General features: G+C 61.6%; 16 protein-coding genes. 3 read left to right on the top strand and 13 right to left on the bottom strand.

Annotated elements, in window-relative coordinates; translation table 11 throughout:
* Positions 1-36: 36 nt before the first annotated feature.
* The 8 genes from AC1PQG_RS11800 to AC1PQG_RS11765 form a co-directional block, all read right to left on the bottom strand.
* Positions 37-1,209 carry a thiolase family protein gene (locus tag AC1PQG_RS11800; protein WP_481122732.1) on the bottom strand — a complete coding sequence of 391 codons (1,173 nt, stop codon included), beginning with the start codon at positions 1,207-1,209 and terminating at the stop codon, positions 37-39.
* Positions 1,206-2,111, bottom strand: coding sequence for a 3-hydroxyacyl-CoA dehydrogenase (locus AC1PQG_RS11795; RefSeq protein WP_481122731.1), 906 nt, complete (start codon positions 2,109-2,111; stop codon positions 1,206-1,208). Before AC1PQG_RS11795 ends, AC1PQG_RS11800 begins: the two co-directional genes overlap by 4 nt.
* A gap of 14 nt (positions 2,112-2,125) precedes the next feature.
* The gene (locus tag AC1PQG_RS11790) at positions 2,126-2,998 is read right to left on the bottom strand and encodes a fumarylacetoacetate hydrolase family protein (protein WP_481122730.1); all 873 of its coding nucleotides are present in this window, start codon (positions 2,996-2,998) and stop codon (positions 2,126-2,128) included.
* Positions 2,995-4,089, bottom strand: coding sequence for an amidohydrolase family protein (locus AC1PQG_RS11785; protein WP_481122729.1), 1,095 nt, complete (start codon positions 4,087-4,089; stop codon positions 2,995-2,997). The genes AC1PQG_RS11790 and AC1PQG_RS11785 overlap by 4 nt, the downstream gene beginning before the upstream one ends.
* 278 nt (positions 4,090-4,367) lie before the next feature.
* Entirely contained in the window at positions 4,368-4,772 is a 405-nt protein-coding gene (locus tag AC1PQG_RS11780) for a nuclear transport factor 2 family protein (RefSeq protein ID WP_481122728.1), read from the bottom strand.
* 23 nt (positions 4,773-4,795) lie between these two features.
* On the bottom strand, positions 4,796-5,155 hold the full coding sequence (locus tag AC1PQG_RS11775) for a Cif family virulence factor (RefSeq protein WP_481122727.1): 360 nt from the start codon (positions 5,153-5,155) through the stop codon (positions 4,796-4,798).
* A 20-nt stretch (positions 5,156-5,175) separates the two neighbouring features.
* Positions 5,176-6,207 carry a hypothetical protein gene (locus AC1PQG_RS11770; RefSeq protein ID WP_481122726.1) on the bottom strand — a complete coding sequence of 344 codons (1,032 nt, stop codon included), beginning with the start codon at positions 6,205-6,207 and terminating at the stop codon, positions 5,176-5,178.
* Positions 6,208-6,221: 14 nt separating this feature from the next.
* Positions 6,222-7,502, bottom strand: coding sequence for a cytochrome P450 (locus AC1PQG_RS11765; protein ID WP_481122725.1), 1,281 nt, complete (start codon positions 7,500-7,502; stop codon positions 6,222-6,224).
* A 196-nt stretch (positions 7,503-7,698) separates the two neighbouring features.
* On the opposite strand from AC1PQG_RS11765, the gene AC1PQG_RS11760 reads away from it, so the two are divergent.
* Positions 7,699-8,436, top strand: a complete 738-nt coding sequence (locus tag AC1PQG_RS11760; protein WP_481122724.1) for a TetR family transcriptional regulator — start codon at positions 7,699-7,701, stop codon at positions 8,434-8,436.
* Between the two features lie 198 nt (positions 8,437-8,634).
* Here the strand turns inward: AC1PQG_RS11760 and AC1PQG_RS11755 are convergent, their stop codons facing one another.
* On the bottom strand, positions 8,635-10,269 hold the full coding sequence (locus AC1PQG_RS11755; protein WP_481122723.1) for an ATP-dependent acyl-CoA ligase: 1,635 nt from the start codon (positions 10,267-10,269) through the stop codon (positions 8,635-8,637).
* Between the two features lie 181 nt (positions 10,270-10,450).
* Between AC1PQG_RS11755 and AC1PQG_RS11750 the strand changes: the two genes are divergently transcribed.
* A complete protein-coding gene (locus AC1PQG_RS11750; protein ID WP_481122722.1) occupies positions 10,451-11,113 on the top strand; it encodes a TetR/AcrR family transcriptional regulator in 663 nt (220 codons plus the stop codon).
* A gap of 218 nt (positions 11,114-11,331) precedes the next feature.
* On the opposite strand, the gene AC1PQG_RS11745 is transcribed toward AC1PQG_RS11750, so the two are convergent.
* Positions 11,332-11,709, bottom strand: coding sequence for a VOC family protein (locus AC1PQG_RS11745; RefSeq protein WP_481122721.1), 378 nt, complete (start codon positions 11,707-11,709; stop codon positions 11,332-11,334).
* Between the two features lie 238 nt (positions 11,710-11,947).
* Between AC1PQG_RS11745 and AC1PQG_RS11740 the strand changes: the two genes are divergently transcribed.
* Positions 11,948-13,528: a phytoene desaturase family protein gene (locus AC1PQG_RS11740; protein WP_481122720.1), complete on the top strand. Its 1,581-nt coding sequence runs from the start codon at positions 11,948-11,950 to the stop codon at positions 13,526-13,528.
* A 134-nt stretch (positions 13,529-13,662) separates the two neighbouring features.
* Here AC1PQG_RS11740 and AC1PQG_RS11735 read toward each other — a convergent pair whose 3' ends face one another.
* Genes AC1PQG_RS11735 through AC1PQG_RS11725 form a run of 3 tightly spaced genes read right to left on the bottom strand, consistent with a single transcriptional unit; the run spans position 13,663 to position 18,602 of the window.
* Positions 13,663-14,790 (bottom strand): ABC transporter permease, encoded by a 1,128-nt coding sequence (locus tag AC1PQG_RS11735; protein ID WP_481122719.1) that lies wholly within the window; start codon positions 14,788-14,790, stop codon positions 13,663-13,665.
* Positions 14,791-17,535: a ribosome-associated ATPase/putative transporter RbbA gene (gene rbbA / locus AC1PQG_RS11730; protein WP_481122718.1), complete on the bottom strand. Its 2,745-nt coding sequence runs from the start codon at positions 17,533-17,535 to the stop codon at positions 14,791-14,793.
* Entirely contained in the window at positions 17,532-18,602 is a 1,071-nt protein-coding gene (locus AC1PQG_RS11725) for an HlyD family secretion protein (protein ID WP_481122717.1), read from the bottom strand. Before AC1PQG_RS11725 ends, rbbA begins: the two co-directional genes overlap by 4 nt.
* Positions 18,603-18,612: the final 10 nt, after the last annotated feature.

Here is an 18,612-nt window from a genome sequence, read left to right as displayed (position 1 = left end):
GCAGGAGACTATGCTGCCTGCTGGTGGGGCCATCGTTCACAGTCGTTCGATGATGGTTGCGGTGCCCATTCCCCCGGCACAGCAGATCGCCTGCAAGCCGTAACGCGCCTGCCGACGCTCCAGCTCATGCAGCAACGAGGTCATGATCCGCGCGCCACTGGCCCCCAGCGGATGGCCCAGCGCAATCGCACCACCATTCACATTCAGCTTCTCCAGGTCCGCCCCCAGCTCGCGCTGCCACATCAGCGGCACCGGCGCAAAGGCTTCGTTCACCTCGTACAGATCGATATCCCCCAGGCTCAGCCCGGCTTGTCCCAGTACCTTGCGGGTGGCCGCGATCGGGCCCGTCAGCATCAGCGTCGGGTCCGAACCCACGGTGGTAAAGGCGCGGATCCGCGCCTTGGGGTTGACCCCCAACCGCTTGACCGCGGCCTCCGACATGAGCAGCAGTACCGCAGCCCCGTCAGAGATCTGTGACGAGTTGCCGGCCGTCATCCTGCCTTCGGGACGGAAGCTGCTCTTCAGCGTGGCCAGCTTCTCGGCGGTCGTGCCCGGGCGGATGGTTTCATCCGCCCCGAACTGCTCAAGGGTGGGTTCGGCCCAGGTCTTGTCCTTCAGGGCATTGACCGGCACCGGGGCGATTTCCGACTTGAAATAGCCCGCTTCGGCCGCCGCGGCCGCTCTCTGATGGCTCCTGAGCGCGAAGGCGTCAAGCGCTTCACGGCTCAGCTGCCATTTCTCGGCGACCCGTTCAGCCGCTTCGCCCTGGCTGGTCAGCTCGTACCTGTCGGCGGCCAGCCAGCCGAAGGCTTCGCCGTAAAGTTCCCGGTTGCCCCCCATGCGTACCCGGCTCATGTTCTCGGCGCCCCCCGCCACCACGACATCGGCGCTGCCCGATGCGATGAGGCCTGCGGCCACATGCACGGCCACTTCCCCGGAGCCGCACTTGCGGTCGAGCGTGAGACCGGGAATCGTCACCGGCCAGCCAGCCCCGAGCAGGGCTGTGCGGGCGATATTGGCGGACTGCTCCCCGACCTGCGTCACGCAACCGAAGATGACATCATCCACGGCTTCGGCAGCAATTCCAGCCCGCTCAAGCAGGGCGTTCAGGACATGGGCACCCAGATGGTCGGCGCGCACGCCGGCCAAGCTGCCCTTGTACTTGCCGACCGGGGTACGGACTGCTTCGACGATGTAAAGGGCGCTCATAGCGCGCTCGCCTTGAGACCGGAGTTCGGAACACGCTGGCCTGCTTCGTCGTACTGGTACACCCCATGTCCCGTCTTCCGTCCATAGCGGCCAGCGGCCACCATCTTGATGATCAGTGGACAGGGGCGGAATTTCTCTCCCAGCGTGCTGTGCAGGTAACGCAGCACCGACAGCCGGGTGTCCCACCCCGTCAGATCCCCCAACTCCAGCGGACCCATCGGGTGGTTGAAACCCATGCGCAGCGCGGTGTCGATGTCCTCGGCACTGGCCGTGCCTTCCTGCAGCATCCACATGGCTTCGTTGCCGAGCATCGCCGACATGCGGCTGGTGGTCAGGCCCGGTGATTCGTTGACCAGGATCGAGGTCTTGCCGATCGCTTCGCACCACGCCCGGCTGACCGCCACGGTGGTGACGTCGGTGGCGATGCCCAGCACCAGTTCCACCAACTTCATCTTGTGCACCGGGTTGAAGAAGTGCATGCCGATGACCCGCTCGGGCGATGGCACCGCGGTGGCGATCTCGGTGACCGACAAGGCCGACGTGTTGGTGGCGATGACGGCCCCCGGTGCCAGCACGGCGGCACCCTCGGACAGGACGGCCTTCTTGACGGCCAGGTTCTCAGAGACGGTCTCAACGAGGAGCATGGCGCCTTCGGCGGCGTCCTTCAGACTCACGTTGGTACTGAGACGTCCCTTGGCCGCTTCGGCCCGCTCGGGCGCCAGCTTGCCCAGCTTCACACCACCGTCAAGAATCCCGTGAATCGATTTCTCTGCCTTGGACAGAGCTTCGACGTTGCTGTCCACCAGCGACGTAGCAAAGCCGCTGCTGGCAAACGCATGCGCAATGCCCGTCCCCATCAGGCCTGCTCCCACCACGACTACACGCTGCTCTTGGCTGATCATGTCCGACCTCCTATTTACGCGGCGGCCTTGGAGCCGACGACGTTACTGATCGTGCCGATCCCTTCGACGCTGGCTTCGACCACATCGCCTGGGTTCAGGAAACGCCCGGTCCCCTGCCCTACGCCAGCTGGCGAGCCGGTAAACATCACGTCGCCACTGGCAAAGCTCGAACGAGCCTGGACGAAAGCCACCAGCTGGGCTACGTCCCAGGTCATCTCTGCGGTGTTGCCGTCCTGCCGAGTCTCGCCATTGACCTTGAGAGTGAGGCGTAGCTTCGGACTTCCGCCCGGAAACTCGTCGCGAGTAACAATCCAGGGGCCGAGGCCAGTACTACGGTCCTGGCTCTTGGCGGCGAACAGGTCCATGCCGATGCCCGCCGGGCCGCTACGCTGCAAGTCGCGGGCGCTCACGTCGTTGCCAACGGTGTAACCCAGCACGCTGGCAAGCGGATCCACCCCATCCTCGGGTGTGGAGCCAATTACAACCACGAGTTCAACTTCATGGTCGAGTTCATTGGTCAAGGGCGGATAGCGGATCGGGTCGTTGGCGCCGATCAGAGCCCCATAGGCCTTCAGGAAGGCAATTGGCTGGGGCGGCGCCTTGAGGCCAAAGTCATCGGCCAAATGTTTGGCGTAGTTTGCCCCGGCCACCACCACCCGATTGATTGGCTCAATCGGAGGGAGCAGGCGCACCGTGTCCAACGGCCGGGTTTCGCCGGCGAGCGGCAGAGCAGCCCGGCCGGCCTCGGCCTGACCGGCAGCGATCGCCCGGGTCAAGGTCGGGCCCCAGTCGGCGAAGGCACCGGCGAGGGGCTGGATGCTACGGGTATCCGTATCGACCAGCGCCCAGAAGGGGGCACCGCCTTCCATGCAGCGGGCGATCTTCACGCGACCACCGTGGCCGGTTTGTTGAGCTCGACGAGCTTGCTCGGGTCCAGATGCAGCAGCTCCACCGCATTCTTCCAGCGGATCTTCTGCAGATCCTCCTCCGATAAGCGCAGCCCGTCCGTCAGGTCATGGCGCACCGCGTCGCTGCCCCCGAAGTTCGACCCGTACAGGATCCGCTCCGCCCCGATCACGTCGATCAGCGCCTGGCGCATCGGCAACTCGTGCAGTTCCACATCGAAGTAGAAGTTCTTCAGGTACTCCAGCACCGGCTTCTGGTTGTGATAGACATCCAGGTTCGGGTTGGTCTGCGCCAGGCGACCCAGTTGGTAGGGCACGAAGCCGCCACCGTGGGTGATGTACACCTTGAGATCGGGGAAACGGTCGAGCACCCCGCCATTGACCAGGTACCAGAAGGCCTTGGTTTCGTCGTAGTTCATGCCGACGATGGCGGTGGTTTCAAAACGGTCGCTGTTGGCGTTCTTGCCCCAGGTCACCGACTGGTTGTAACCGTGCACGAACATCGGCAGATCCAGATCGCACAGGGTCTCCCACACCACATCCATCTCGGGAGAATCAAATTCCAGCCCCCCAAAGTTGGAACCCCCGGCCCCCAGGCCCTTGGCACCCAACTCGGTGCAAGCACGACGGAGCTCCTTTGCCGCTTCCTGCGGGTTCTGCAGCGGCGCCTGGGCCCAGAACATCAGACGATCCGGCGCTCCCGAGCAGTAGTCGGCCAACACATCATTGACCTTGCGGGAGAACGGCAAGGCGTACTCCAGCGGAGTCCAGTACATGTAGCAGTGAGAAGGCACCGACACCACCTGCGCGCTCTGTCCTGCCGCATCCATACCAACCAGACGCGTCTTCGGATCGCGCCAGCGGGCCATGTATTCCTGAACATTGAGCGCATGCCCTTCCGCCTTGGCCTTGCGCAGCGCCGCCTTCCGTTCCGGGGCTCCCAGGCTGAGGATCCAGTCCCCCACGCGCAGCTTGATGTCGCCGTCGGGTTGCGATTCGAAGGCCGGACCCCAGTAAGGGTCCTGGTCGTAGTAGTCCGGGTGCGGGGCGTGGGCGTGCAGGTCGATCAGCATGGTCGGCGGTCCTCTTTCTCAGGGATGGGCGCTCTCGGATTGAGCGGCTTGGCAACCCGAACCCGACCACCGGAGCGCGCGCACCGACCCCACGGAAACAACCTTTCCGTCAGACCTGTTGCACTTTGTCTCCTGCCGCCGGGCACTCGTCGTTGCCTCGATTCACTGGAAATATCATGCACAAATTAAACATAAAACGCAACTCTGTTCATATTTAAATTTTGGATAAAAAAGGCGGCGCTCAAGCACCGCCCTTCTTTGGCAAGAGCCCTAGCCCATCACGGCTCACTAGAAAATCCCCGGAACTGTCCCACGTTCACTGCCGCCAAAGGCGGCTTGAGGAAGTAACGGACGGCCAGACGGCCTGGGGTGAAAGTATAGGTTTCGATGCTCTCGATGACCTGATCCGTACCAGCAATACAGTTGTGATGATGTACCGCAGCTACACTACCGTTGATGATGGTCGTCACTACCTTGAGCTGGATCTGACCGTTGTGCTTGTCCCACATCTCCTCGATGACAAACCAGCCGTCCCTCTGCTTGGACCGACCGACGTATTCGATGTCGAGGCCGTCCGGTGCTACCTTCCGGTAAAGCCCCATGAATGTGGTCTTGTCCCCGGCGTTCCAGGCGGCCACCTGTCCGCGCGTGAAATGCTCAACGAATGGTCTGTCGATTTGCACCACCGTGGTCCTTTCTGGCATGTTCACGGCTGGCGAATGAAATAGCGAACGGTGACGCAGCCGTCATCATCGAAGCGATACAACTCGATGGTGTCGATAGCCAGGGCGCTACCCTTGACCTTGTTGCGGTTGTGACACGCAACCTCATTGCCATTGATGATGACGGCCACTTCCTCGATCTCGATCTTCGCGTTTTGCTGCTGCCACATCCTTTCCAGCACCAACCAGCCATCGCTTGGCGGGTGACCGACATATTCGATGGTGAGGCCACCGGGAGCGGCAGCACGGTAATGGGCCAGAAAGCTGTCCTTGTCATTGTCATTCCAGGCAGCCACTTGGCCATGGAGGAAGGCCTCGATGGCCTCGCGGGTAATTGAGCTCATGGGGCTTTCTCCTGTTCGGGCTACAGATCGGAACCACGCACATTGCGGGCAGTACCGTTACGGCGGTCGGATTCGCCCCAGCCGAACCAGCGGTCCGGCTCGCGGGTATCGCCGACACGGCGCCAGCGTCCTTCCTGCTGGGCGGTAATCGGGAAGCCGCCGACAAAGTCACGCATCTCCCCCTTTGGATCAGGCAGAAACTCCCAGACCTCATCGCCTTCCAGCACAATGTGCGCGCTTTCCACGAAGTAGCTGCCAGGCTTATGCACGACCTCACCCTCAATGGCAGTTGTGCAGCGCACCTCACCCTTCTCATTCTGAAGAATGGCGTAGCCCAGGTTGTCGTGGCCGACCATGAAGGAGCCCGCATCCCAGGTGCCATCCTTGTAGATGGTCGCGAAGGACCACCAGATGACATGCATCTTGTTTTCCACCACCAGATCCTTATGGAAGTGGATGGCACCGCCTTCAGCCAGCCAGGCTTGATCAAGGGCAATGATGCCCTTCACCGCCCTACCCTCGCAGGTGCCGGCAACGTCGTAGAGCTGTGACACATAGAAAGTGCCCCAATCGAGCCCCGGCAGGTACCACTGCATGCCGCAGCCGATCAGCGCGCCCTTTAGTTCGAACAGACCTTCCTCTTTCCAGGTGAAACCCTTTTCCGAAGCGGTGATCATCCATGGATTGCCCGGCTCGCCCTCCAGGCTGGACCACACAGCTGTGCCACCTCTCAGTGCCCGGTCGGGAAAGAGGGTCATGGCCTGAGCGGTCATGTGCACCCGGTCAATGCGAATGCTTTCGCCGTCGAGACGTGACGACTGGTAGATGAACTTGGTCGGGTTAGGGCTGCTGCCAGGCGCATTCACCGCCCGCACTACGGCATAGATGTGGCCCTCATCGTCACGCACGCAACCGAAAGGCATGTGCTTGGTGAGCTTGAGACCGAAGTGTTCCCGCAGATCAGCCAGACTCTCGCCGCTGACTCGCTGCGGGCCGACCAGGCACTGCCAGGCAAAGTCACCCCGTTCAGGAATCGTGTTGAAGGTTCTCATCGCGTCTTACCCGCTCAGTCCCAGATTACCGGGATCGACGATGCACCCCGCAACTGCCCCCCCTGGATCTCGGGGGCGGGCCGGTCCGGGTCCAGGCGGACATTGGGAAAAAGATCAAGGACGGCATTCACCGCGGCCACCAGTTCCAGCTTGGCAACGAACTGCCCGATGCACGTGTGCGGCCCGTAACCGAAGGTGAAAGAAGGTTTGAGCTTGCGATCGATATCAAAGACATCCGCATTCTCAAAAATGTCTTCGTCCCGATTGGCGGATGCGATAACGCACTGCACCAGCGCCCCCTTGGGAATCATCACGCCACCCACTTCAACATCACGGGCCGCCTGTCGGACCTTGACGGTTGACGTGGGTTCATACCGAATAGCTTCGTCGATCAACTTGGGGACAAGATTACGATCAGCACGGACGCGCTCCACGAGTTCGGGACGCTGCAGCAACAGGGTCATGACCGAGCTGAATGTACGGGTCGTCGTTTCCCCACCAGCAGCTACGAGCGAGCGCACGAAGGTGGCGATCTCCTTGTCATCAAGGCGGCGATCCTCAAACGCTGCCCGAATCAAGCGACTGATAAGGTCCTCGCCGGTCGCACCTTCCGCGCGCCGCTGGGCTACCAATTGAATTACGGCGTCATACAGCCCCTGGCTGGCAGCCACCGCACTCATGCGGGCGGCCTCCTCCTCGGCCGGGTCGTTCTTGGGGCCGGCAAGTATGGTCAGGCCCATGGCTGCGTATTCGTAAAAATCGCCAATGCTCTCCTGTGGAAAACCGATCAGGGCGTAGATAACCCGGATTGGAAAATACAGGGCAAAGTCCATCAAGTCAGCGTGCTTGTTAGGCACAAGCGGCGCAATGAATTCCTCTCGGATCGATCGCTCGATCTCGGCACGCCAGGGGTTGACGCTCTGAGGGGTAAAGACTGGCTGCAACAAGCCTCGAGCTTTCCGATGCTGATCACCATCCATGGCAATGATGATGAGGCCATCACCACCAAAGAAGGTACCCAAGCCCTTGGCAATGAAGCCACTGGTGAAGGTGGCCGCGTCCTGAAGGATCGCCTTGATATCGTTGTACTTGAAGACCGCATAGGTCGGATTGCCGTGACGCTGACCGGCATGGGTGGGTACCGACAGGCTGGCCATGAAGTCCCCCTCCATGACCGGTGCGGTCTTGCGTCTCTGCTGGCACAAGGCATAGATGTCCACGTCCAAGCCGCGGTAATTTCTGGACAGGGCCGCAAACGCAGCTTCAAGCTTTTCGGAACGGTGCAGGCTTGCCATTTCTTGTCTCCTTATCGCGTGATGTCGATGCCACCGATTCTCCGGCCTTACAGCAGGCCGCTCGTGGCTTTTAAGTACACAAAAATATAAAGTGTGCACATAAGGAGATGGTAGCTCTTGCACAGAAAATGGATCCCGGCCTCGTTTGACCCTGAGTCAAGTGGCGGGAATCCCTCACCGGACGGGAAGGAAGACAATGAAACAGGATCACCTCGTTACACAGGCAGCAAGGACAGCCCCGGCCAAGCGCGAGACTATCCGGCGTATTGTCAGTGCTGCACGGCAGGAGTTTGCCATCAAGGGGCTTGCCGATGCCCGCATCGAAGTGATTGCCCAAAACGCAGGCGTGACCAAACAACTCATCTATCACTACTTCAAGGGCAAAACAGAATTGTTCGCGTGCGTACTCGACGAGTCGTCTGACGACACAATGTCGCGGCTCGTGGCTCTGGACTTGGATCACCTGTCTCCCATTGAAGCCGTGCGCGCTTTTTTGGGCCACATGTTCGACCAGTTTCACGTAAATCCCAGCCTCGGAGCCCTGGCCCAGGAAGGCATCCGCTTTCATGGCAGCCACGCCACGCCACACGCCAGGTTCCCCGATCTGGCCCCCTTGCTCGAACGAAAACTGAAAGTAATCCTGGCGCGTGGTGCCGAGAACGGTGATTTCAAACCCGGCGTGGATGCAAGCCTGCTCTTCACTGCAGCGGGCTTGCTGACTACCGGCGTATTTACTAGCCCTTACCTCGTGTCAGTGCTTTCCGGCCTCAACCCAGACGCACCTGCCGACGTGGAAACCTGGCGAAACTACGCTGTGGACTTCGTCATCTCGGCAATCAGCCCGCGTGCCGCCGGCCACACAAGTCAGTGTCCGTTACCCACCAGACGCATGGACCTGGCCGACGAGCCGCGTTTGCAGTACAAACTCGCCTAACCCTGGTGGCGCCTTGCGGCGCCACCAGGTCTTCGGCCGTCCCGTCTCCCTGCACTGCCCGGAAGGCCGTCTATAGTCCCGCCCGACTCGTCCCTGATGAGTTGTACGTTAAACGCCATAGAGTCCAGTTTCATATCCCTCTCCTGATGTGAAACCGCCGCCTTTCGGCGGCGGCAGACTATACGACGAGGCGGGAAATCAGCGCTTGGCGACTTTGATATCGGTTTCTTCCCAGTCCCAGGTATCGGGCGTGCGGCCCTCATCCCGTAGCTGGTACTTGAGCACCCGCCCTTGAGGATTCTTTGGCATGCTGGTGCGAAACTCGATGTAACGTGGCAGAGCATAATAAGGCACTACGTCGGTAGCCCAGAGGAACAAGTCTTCGGCCTTGAGGGTTACACCCTCGCGCAGGATAGCTGTCACCTTCACATCGTCCTCGCCTTTGTCAGATGGCACTGCATGGACTGCAACTTCAAGGATGGCAGGGTGTTTGGCAAAGGCTGACTCCATCTCGAAGCTGGAGATGTTCTCCCCGCGGCGGCGCAAATAGTCCTTCTTGCGATCGACGAAATAGAAGAAGCCCTCGTCGTCGAACTTGCCTATGTCACCGGTGTGGAACCACATGTTTCGCATCACCTTGAGGGTGTCCTCAGGGCGGCGCCAGTAGCCTTGGAACATGATGTCCGGGCGTAGAGGCCGGACCACCACCTCCCCAGGAGTATTCGCGGGAAGCTCCCGATCCATCTCATCCACAATGCGCACATCAAAGTCGGGAACACGCTTGCCGGACGATCCGGGGGCAGCATATTCGCCCCCTGGCAGGGACGTCACAACACAAGCTTCGGTCAGTCCATAGCCATTGCCACCCACCTGGCGGGCACCGAAGCGCTCACGCCAAATGGCTTTGGTCGGCTCGGTGAAGGGATTGCCACGAACGGTGTGAATCTGCCCGAAGCAGCGCCTCATGGCATCACTGTCCGGAGCCTGGGCCAGTAGCCCACCCATACTGCCGAGAATAGACGCAATGGTGGCACCCGAGCGCTCCACTTCAGGCCAGAAGTTCGACACCGAAAAGCGCTCGACGATCGCCACGCGGGCACCCACCATAATGTTGGAGATGATACCCACACACAGCGCGTTCATATGAAACAGGGGCAGCGGCGTGATGGTCACATCGTCTGCCGTTGCCGGCCCGGCGCGCAATTGAAGGCGGGCAAGATTGCACATAAAATTGTAGCTCAGCATGCACCCCTTGGACGGGCCAGTGGTTCCAGACGTGTAGACCAGGCAGGCAAGATCCGCGGGATCCGGCTTAGTCAGGATCGGAGTGTCGTCGTGACCACGGAACTCATCCAAAGGCGCTACAGGTACGGCGCATCTAACGGTACCGACAGGCGCCTCCCCTCGGTACAGCACGCGCTTCATTTCAGGTAACTCGGCCGAAACAGCCGCAATACGCGGCAAGAAATCAGCTTCGCAGATCACCAAAGCAGCACCGGCGTCTGCGATCTGATGACGCAGAAACTCTCCCCGTAACGCGGTATTGACCGGCACACTGACCGCACGCAACTTATTGACGGCAAGCCAACACACTACAGCGTCGATGTTGTTGCCCAGCATGGTGAGGACGGTCGCACCGGGACGTACACCTAGGGCCTCCAATGAGTGGGCCAGACGCGTGGACAGTCGGTCTACATCGGCATATGTGTAGAGATCGCCCGCGAAATCAAGCAGAATCCTGTCCGGATGTGACGCAACCGCCCGATCCAGGGCCGCAATGACAGTATCGCGCTCGCCAATGGTCCAAGTCTCCGGATTTCCCATACCCGCCATGCCCGTGTCTCCTTGTTGTGATCAGCGCCAGAGCCGACGCCTAGTCAGTATTTGTATGTTGCTGCACGAATAAAATATAAACACAAAACAGAGAAGTGTCAAAATTTAGCATGCTGGCTTCGCACGTCCCTTTCGTGGCGTATGCATGCGCCGAAACAGGAAAATGCCTGGGGAGAACCCAATGAAACACACAGAAAAGGCTGGCTTCCCGGCCGTCGAAGAAGATCAGGTTGATGACGCTAGCGCACCGATTCGGAAGACGCGTCGCAATCGGCGCTCGGAAGGAACGATCCAGACCATCTTGGAAGTAACGGAAGCGATTATTCTGGAGTCAGGCGCCGATCGCATCTCGATCCTGGATGTATGCAAAGCTGCCGACATATCCCGGGGCACCTTCTACCGCTATTTCGCCTCTCAAGACGAATTGCTGGATGCCTTTTCACGACACAAGCGCGATCGTTTCTACGCTGCTCTGATCGAGACAACCTCGCCCCACAAGGATCCGGATGCCCGTCTCAACGCAATGATCAAGTTCATCAGCGACTACATCAGCAATAACCGCGCCCGACGCCTACTGATCGTTGCACCGGAATACGCAATGAACTGGTTCCAACGTATATTCCAAGACTCCATCGTGCGCTTTCAAGACGTGCTATGCATCGTTTTCGATGCATGGGACGAGCGCCTCGGCGTGAAGCTAGACCGAGAGTTAATCTGCGAATTGATCATCCGTTACGTGCTAAGCGAGCAACTAGTCCCCGCGGGACCCGATCAGCACAACCTTCCTCGACGCATCGAGCGCTTGATTAGCGCTCTCATCACCGGCAAGACAGCCCGTCGCTAGAACACATCAGCAGACCTTATCCACGACAGGAATGCACAGCCGGGGATAGTAAGCGATGGGCCTCCTCCGGCCCTTCCTTCCCAGCCTCCCCATCTCGGCAAACTTAACTAAAAGCACCATTGCCTTGGCAGCGTCAAGTCGGATCGATGCGGAGGTGCGGCAGTCGCCCTCTGCAACTTTGAGCCCGAACGCAGCCCCCTCCGACATCATCGACAAGCTCACCCTAGCTTGCGACACGATGCGACGATCTTGTGGCCATCCAGATCGCGCACGTAGGCCGCATATGCGTCGGGGGCAAAAGTACGCGGCCCTGGCATCCCCTCGTCGACGGCGCCAAGCGCCAAGGCACGACGGTGAAATTCTGCGACGGCAGCCCGATTGGGTGCGCTAAGCCCCACGGTCACACCATTACCCGCAGTCGCAATCTCACCATTCCGGGGATAAAGGACCATCAACTGGGGAACATCAGTCCCCCAGCCCAGCACCTTTTCCAGTGTCACTAGCCGCTTTAACCCAAGGGGCTCAAGTACAAAATCGTAGAAGTCCCCGGCTCGCTCCAGATTGGTTGTCCCCAGGGTGACATGGGTCAGCATCATTCTTTCTCCTTGAGCGCTGTCCGTTATACACAATCAAATCGATTAATTGCACATTAATTATAAATGTGTTCACCATTGCAATCACCCCTGCTAGGCACAACGCTGCATCTTGAAGTGAAGATTTTTTTAACTGAAGGTAAAACTAAATTTATGAACACAAATCAAGATTGTGATCAAATAAAATCAGGCTGATACTAGCTGTTACCCAACAAGAGAACTGCCAAGAAGAGGAGATAGAGTGAAGGCACACAAAGAATATGACGTCGTGATTGTTGGCGGCGGTCATAATGGCCTGTCCGCGGCGTGCTATCTGGCTGGAGCTGGCAGGAAGGTGCTCGTCATCGAAGGACGGGAGAAAATCGGAGGCATGGCCTCGTCAGGCTATCTGATTCCGGAAGCCCCCCAACACCTGATTCACCCGTGTGCTCTGGACCTAATGTCCCTGCGGGTGCATCCCATGATGCCTCAGGAGTTACAGCTGGAACGCCACGGCTTCCGTCAGATAGAAATGGCCCCAGGCTATGTTTACCTCCATCCGGACGGCCACTCCCTTGTCTTCTGGCGCGACCCGGCCAAGACAGCTGCAGAAATCCGGCGATTCTCCGAACATGATGCAAAGGAATTTCTCGCACTAATGAAGCTGATCGACGCTTTCATGGATATGGCCATCCCCATGATGCGGGTCGATCCTTCCCAGCGGAACCTAGGTGCCAAGTGGGAGACTGTCAAAGCCGTGCTGCGCAATCGCCACCTCAAACCAGAGATCATGGCGTTGATCGGCAGCCCAGCCTACGTGTCGATCATGGAACGCTTCGAACATCCGATTACCCAGTCTGCCATGTGCGCGTTGCTTGGTGCAGCTGGACCAATCACGAACGAAGCAACCGGAATTTACTTCGCCTTGCTGGGCTTCATCCACCGCTTCGGGCTTGGTCGAGCCGTAGGCGGGATGCAGACGCTTTCCAATGCCCTCGCAGCTCGCCTTGAAGAGCTTGGCGGAGAAATCCGCCTTGCCACTCCCGTCAAGGAAATCGTTGCTGAGGGGGGGCGGGCAACGGGTGTCCGTCTGCCCGACGGCAGCCTAATCAAGGCAAAAGCAGTTGTCGCATCCATCCACCCCAAGATGGCCCTCGAGATGGTTACTCCCGGAGCGTTGGAGCGTCGTGTGCTGACACGCATTGCCTTGGCGCCCGCGAACGGGCACGGTGCATCTCCCCTCAAAGTAGACGTAGCATTACGAGGTCAGGTCCAATACCGGCGCCACGAGGCATTGCGCCCAGACGGGCTGAGTCTGCGCAAGTGTGTACTCCTGATAGGTACAGTCGAGGCTGTACTGGAGAACTTTCGTAGTTCCGCCCGGGGCGAAGTGCCCAAACTGCCATATATGTGGATCACCGCGCCCAGCGCCGTCGATCCTGGTCAAGCGCCAGAAGGACAGGATGTAGCCTACCTCTATCCGGTTGCGATGCCGGTGGAGCCACGTGATGGCTGGGGTGCGATCCGTAGCCAAGTGGGGCAGCAGGTCATCGAACAGGCAGGCCAATACATGGATGGCCTTACGGAGTTCGAGATCGGTCGCCGAGTCGAGGCTGCCCCCGACTTGGCCGCAAGGCTCAACGTACATCGAGGTTGCGTAGTACATGTGGACACCTGCACTACACGATCGGCACTGATGCGCCCAGCCCCCGGACTCGGCGGGGACACGCTACCGCTCTCAGGTCTTTTTCTTGGTGGTGCAGGCATTCATCCAGGCGGGGGCATAAATGGCCTCCCCGGACGCATCGCCGCGGGGCGTGTGAATCGATATCTCGGCAAATAACATTGTCCGAGATGTTTACTCGATGCTCGTAGCCTCCCGTGGTTGGGGAACACTACCTGTCTCTGACCAGCCAAGGGGCTGGTCAGAGACAAAACACAGTCTTCGATCGAGGCACTCCAAATATACGAATCCGTTCAAGCCATTTGTGCGATGGCCTTGCGAAAGCGGGCCAGCGACAGGGAAAAAAGCACCGCGCCGATCACCACCAGCCACAGGAAGGGTTTCCAGACAATGTCGAGCCCCGCCCCGCGGAACAGGATGGCCTGACTGAGCTCGGTAAAATGGGTGGTCGGTGCCAGCAACATCAGGTTCTGCACCAGCACCGGCATGCTCTCCCGCGGGGTCAGGCTGCCCGACAGGATCTGCAGCGGCATCAGGGTCAGCATCAGCAGCAGGCCGAACTGGGGCATGCTGCGGGCGATCGTCGCCATGAAGATGCCCATCGAGGTGGTGGCGAACAGATGCAGCGTCGTCCCAACCAGAAACAACGCCAGCGAGCCCTCGATCGGCACATGCAGCGCGCCGCGGATCACCAGATTCAGGGATACCGTGGCCGCGACCACCACCACCAGGGCGCAGGCCCACACCTTGGCGAACATGATTTCCGTCGGGGTCACCGGCATCACCAGCAGGTGCTCGATGGTGCCGTGCTCCCGCTCACGGATCAGGGCTGCGCCGGTGAGGATGATCGACAGCATGGTCACGTTGTTGACCACCTCCATCAGCCCACCGAACCAGGACTGTTCGAGGGACGGGTTGAAGCGTGCCCGCAGGGCCAGGTCCACCGGCGGCGTGGCGCTGTCCCGGTATCGCTGCACGAACTCGCCCACCTCTCCCATGACGATCTGCTGCACGTAGGCGTTGCCGCTGAAGGCCTGACTCATGCGGGTGGCGTCCACGTTGAGCTGCATGCCTGGCGAGCGGCCGGCCAGCACGTCGCGCTGGAAGTTGGGTGGAATGTCCAGCACGAAGGTGAAGCGCCCGGCATCCAGCGCCGGGTCCACCTCGTTCACCGCAATTTGGGCCGGCGGCGTGAAGCGCGGCAGATAGAAGGCGGCGGCGATGCGCTGCGACAGGGCCGACTGGTCTTCGTCCACGATGGCGATGGGGGCCTTGTGGAGTGTCTCCGGCACGGTCGTGGCCGCCATGTAGATGGCCACCGTGAAGGTCCAGCCGATCAGGAACAGCATCATCGGGTCACGGCGCAGGCTCCACAGCTCCTTCACGCCAAGACGGTAAATGTTCATCAGATGATCGCGCATTCAGCGCTCCTGCTTCTTGAGCAAGGCGATGGCCACGCCGATGATCACCGGCACGGCAATCAGCAGCGGCCAGAACTCGCCGTGCAGGTCGGCGAAACCCAGTGCCTTGCTGAACACCCCGCGGCTGATCGTGAACATGTGGGACGCCGGGTATATCTCGCCCAAAACGCGCCCCCCACCCTCCAGCGCAGCCACCGGATTGATCAGCCCGGCAAACTGGATCGCCGGGATCATGGTGCCGATGGCCGCCAGGAACATCGCCGCGGTCTGGCTGCGGGTCACGGTGGACGCCAGCAAGCCCATGCCGGTCGCGCAGAGACAGAACAGGAAGGCCGCGGCCAGCAGGGTCGGGAAGCTGCCGGTTACCGGCACGTCGAAAACGGCGACGGCCATGAGGCACATCAGCACAAAGTTCAGCATCGCCAGCATCACGTAGGGTGCCTGCTTGCCGAGCAGGAATTCGCTGCGGGTCACCGGCGTGACGTACAGGTTGATGATCGAGCCCAGTTCCTTCTCGCGCACCACCGCCAGCGCCGTCAGCATGGCGGGCAGCATCAGCAGCAATAGCGGGATCACCGCCGGCACCATCGCCGGCAGGCTTTTCACATCCGGGTTGTAGCGGTAGCGCGTCTCGATGCGGGCCAGGCCGGCAGCGCTGCCCCGGCCCTGCTCCCGCGCCTGCTCGAGCAGCCATTGCTGGTGCATGCCCTGCACGTAGCCGCCGACCGTCTCGGCGCGCTGGGGCATCGCCCCGTCGATCCACGCACCGATCTGCACCGGCTTACCGCGGGCCACGTCGCGGGCGAAGCCCGGCGGAATCTCGATGGCCAGCGACAATTCCCCACTGCGCATGCGCCGGTCGAGCCCGGCGTAGTCGGCCAGCGGCGGGCGCTCGCTGAAATAGCGCGAGCCGGCCAGATTGAGCACGTAGTTGCGGCTCAGCTGGGTCTGGTCCCGGTCGAGCACCGCATAGCGCAGATTCTCCACGTCCATGCTGATGCCGAAACCCATCACGAACATCAGCACCAGCGACCCGACCAAGGCCAGCGCGGCGCGCAGCGGGTCGCGCTGCAGCTCCAGGCTTTCGCGCCATACGTAGCTGTAGATGCGTCCCAGACTGCGGCGCACCCGCCCGGCGAGACTCGAACCGGCGACAGGCACCGGCGGGGGCGCTACCGTCGCGACCGTGGCGTCATCGGCTGCACTGCCGCCGCCAGCCTCGACGAGGTAGTCGATGAAGGCCTCTTCCAGCGTCGCCTTGCCGCGCTTGGCGATCAGCGCGGCCGGTGCATCACTGTCGAGCACCCGCCCGGCGTGCATCATCGACATGCGGTCGCAGCGCTCGGCCTCGTTCATGAAATGGGTGGAGATGAAGATCGTCACCCTGTCACGGCGGGCCAACTCGATCATCAGGCGCCAGAAGTTGTCGCGGGCGATCGGGTCAACTCCGGAAGTGGGTTCGTCGAGGATCAGCAGTTCCGGCTTGTGCACCATCGCCACCGCCAGGGACAGGCGCTGGCGGATGCCCAGCGGCAGGTTCTCGGGCAGGGTGTCGAGCACTTCCGCAAGGCCGAAGCGCGCCACCATCTCGTCCACCCGGGCCGGCACCTCAGCCTCCGGCACGTGGAACAGGCGGGCGTGCAGCACGAGGTTCTGGCGTACCGTCAGCTCCCCGTACAGGGAGAACGCCTGGGACATGTAGCCGACCCGGCGGCGGGTCGCAACGTCCTTCGGATCCACCGGCTGACCGAACAACCAGGCCTCACCCTCGCTGGCCGCCAGCAGGCCGGTGAGCATCTTCATGGTGGTGGATTTGCCACAGCCGTTGGAGCCCAGAAAGCCGAAGATCTCGCCGCGCCGGATGCGGAAGCTGACATGGTCCACCGCCACAAAATCGTCGAAGCGCATGGTCAGGCCGCGGGCCTCGATGGCGATATCCTCTTCCCCGCCGTCTTCCAGCGGAGGAATCTCCACCGCCCGGTGGCCGCGCCGCTTGCCCTCGGGCAGCAGGCCGATGAAGGCTTCCTCCAGGGTCGCGGCACCGCTCCTGGCCATCAACTCCGCCGGCGTACCGGTGGCCAGCACCCGGCCGGCATCCATCGCCACCAACCAGTCGAAGCGCTGGGCTTCGTCCATGTAGGCGGTGGCGACCATCACGCTCATGGCGGGCCGGCTCCGGCGGATACGCGCGATCAACGCCCAGAACTGGGCGCGGGCCAGCGGATCGACGCCGGTAGTGGGCTCGTCGAGGATCAGTAGATCCGGGTCGTGGATCAGCGCACAACACAGGCCGAGCTTCTGTTTCATGCCGCCGGACAACTTGCCGGCCGGACGATCCAGAAAGGAATACAGCCCGGTGCTGCGGGTCAACTCGTCGATGCGCCGCCGCCGCTCGGCATGCCCGTGGCCAAACAGGCGGGCGAAGAACTGCAGGTTCTCCTCCACCGACAGGGTCGGATAGAGGTTCTTGCCGAGGCCCTGGGGCATATAGGCGATGCGCGGGCACACCGCGTCGCGGTGGCCCTTGCCGCCCATGTCGCCGCCCAATGCCTCGACCCTCCCCTGCTGCACGGCGCGGGCGCCGGCCGCAAGGGACAACAGGCTGGACTTGCCGACCCCGTCGGGACCGATCAGGCCGACCATGCAGCCGGCCGGCACGTCCAGCGTCACCGCGTCGAGCGCGAGGGCGCCACGATAGCTCAGCGTGACGGCGGCCAGGCGGACCACCGGGGGCAACGCATTCATGGCGTGGCTCTCTTCTCCAGCTGGGCAGGCCATTGCGCCTGCGGATCGGTCTTGACCCACGCCACGCCGGGCAGGCCAGTCTTCACCTGGTCCTTGTACCTGTTGAGCAGTTCACGGTCGATGTGCGCCTTCACGCGGAACATCAGCTTCTGGCGCTCGCTGGCGGTTTCCACCGTCTTCGGCGTGAACTGCGCCGTGCTGGCCACGAAGGAGACCTTGGCCGGAATCACGAAATTGGGCGCCACATCGAGCACGATGCGCACCTCGCTGCCCAGGGCCACCTTGCCGGCAACCGTTTCGGGCAGGAAGAAGCTCATATATACATCCGACAGATCCACCAGGTTGAGGACCTTGCCCCCCGCCCCCAGCACCTCGCCGGGCTGGGCGACCCGGTATTGCACGCGGCCGTCACGGGGCGCCGTAAGCACGTTGTCGGCGAGGTCGGCATCAATGCGCGCAACGGTCGCCTTGACCGCTACGACGGTGGACTTGGCCCCGGTCACCTGGCTGCGGGCCGCCACGGTGGCAGCCCGGGCCGCATCCACCTGGGCCTTGGTGGCCGCAACGGCAGCCTGGGCACTGCGGAAACGGGCGCGATCGTCATCGAGCTCCTGGCCCGACGAGGCGCCCTCGCCGGCCAGGGTTTCGGAACGGGCCAGGCGGCGCCTGGCGGCGTCAAGCTCGCTCTCCCGCTGGACCACCAGCGCCTGGGCCGCCTGCTGGTCACTGTCCCGCGCGGCCACCGCCGCCTCGGCGCCGGCGACCGCCTGCAGGGCCTGCTGGTAGCGCGCCTCGGCCTCATCCCGCTGGGCCTGCAGGCTTCGTACCTGCATGTGCGCCAGCGGCTGGCCGGCAGTGACAAAGTCGCCCTCGCGCACGAGGATGTCGTCGATGCGGCCGGCCAGCTTGGTGGCGACATCCACTTCAGTGGCCTCGATGCGGCCGTTGCCGCTGCTCAGCCCTTCCGTGTGGCCGTCCCCACGCCAGGTACTCCAGGCGAAATAGGTCCCGGCCGCGGCGGCCGCGAGCACGATGACGGGGATGAATTTCCTGATAGTGGCGTTCATGGCGTAGCCC

It is taken from the genome of Zoogloea sp. GDB6, from assembly GCF_056724105.1.
The sequence above is the reverse complement of the archived record's forward strand: the minus strand, read 5'-3'. Positions and strand labels throughout refer to the sequence as shown.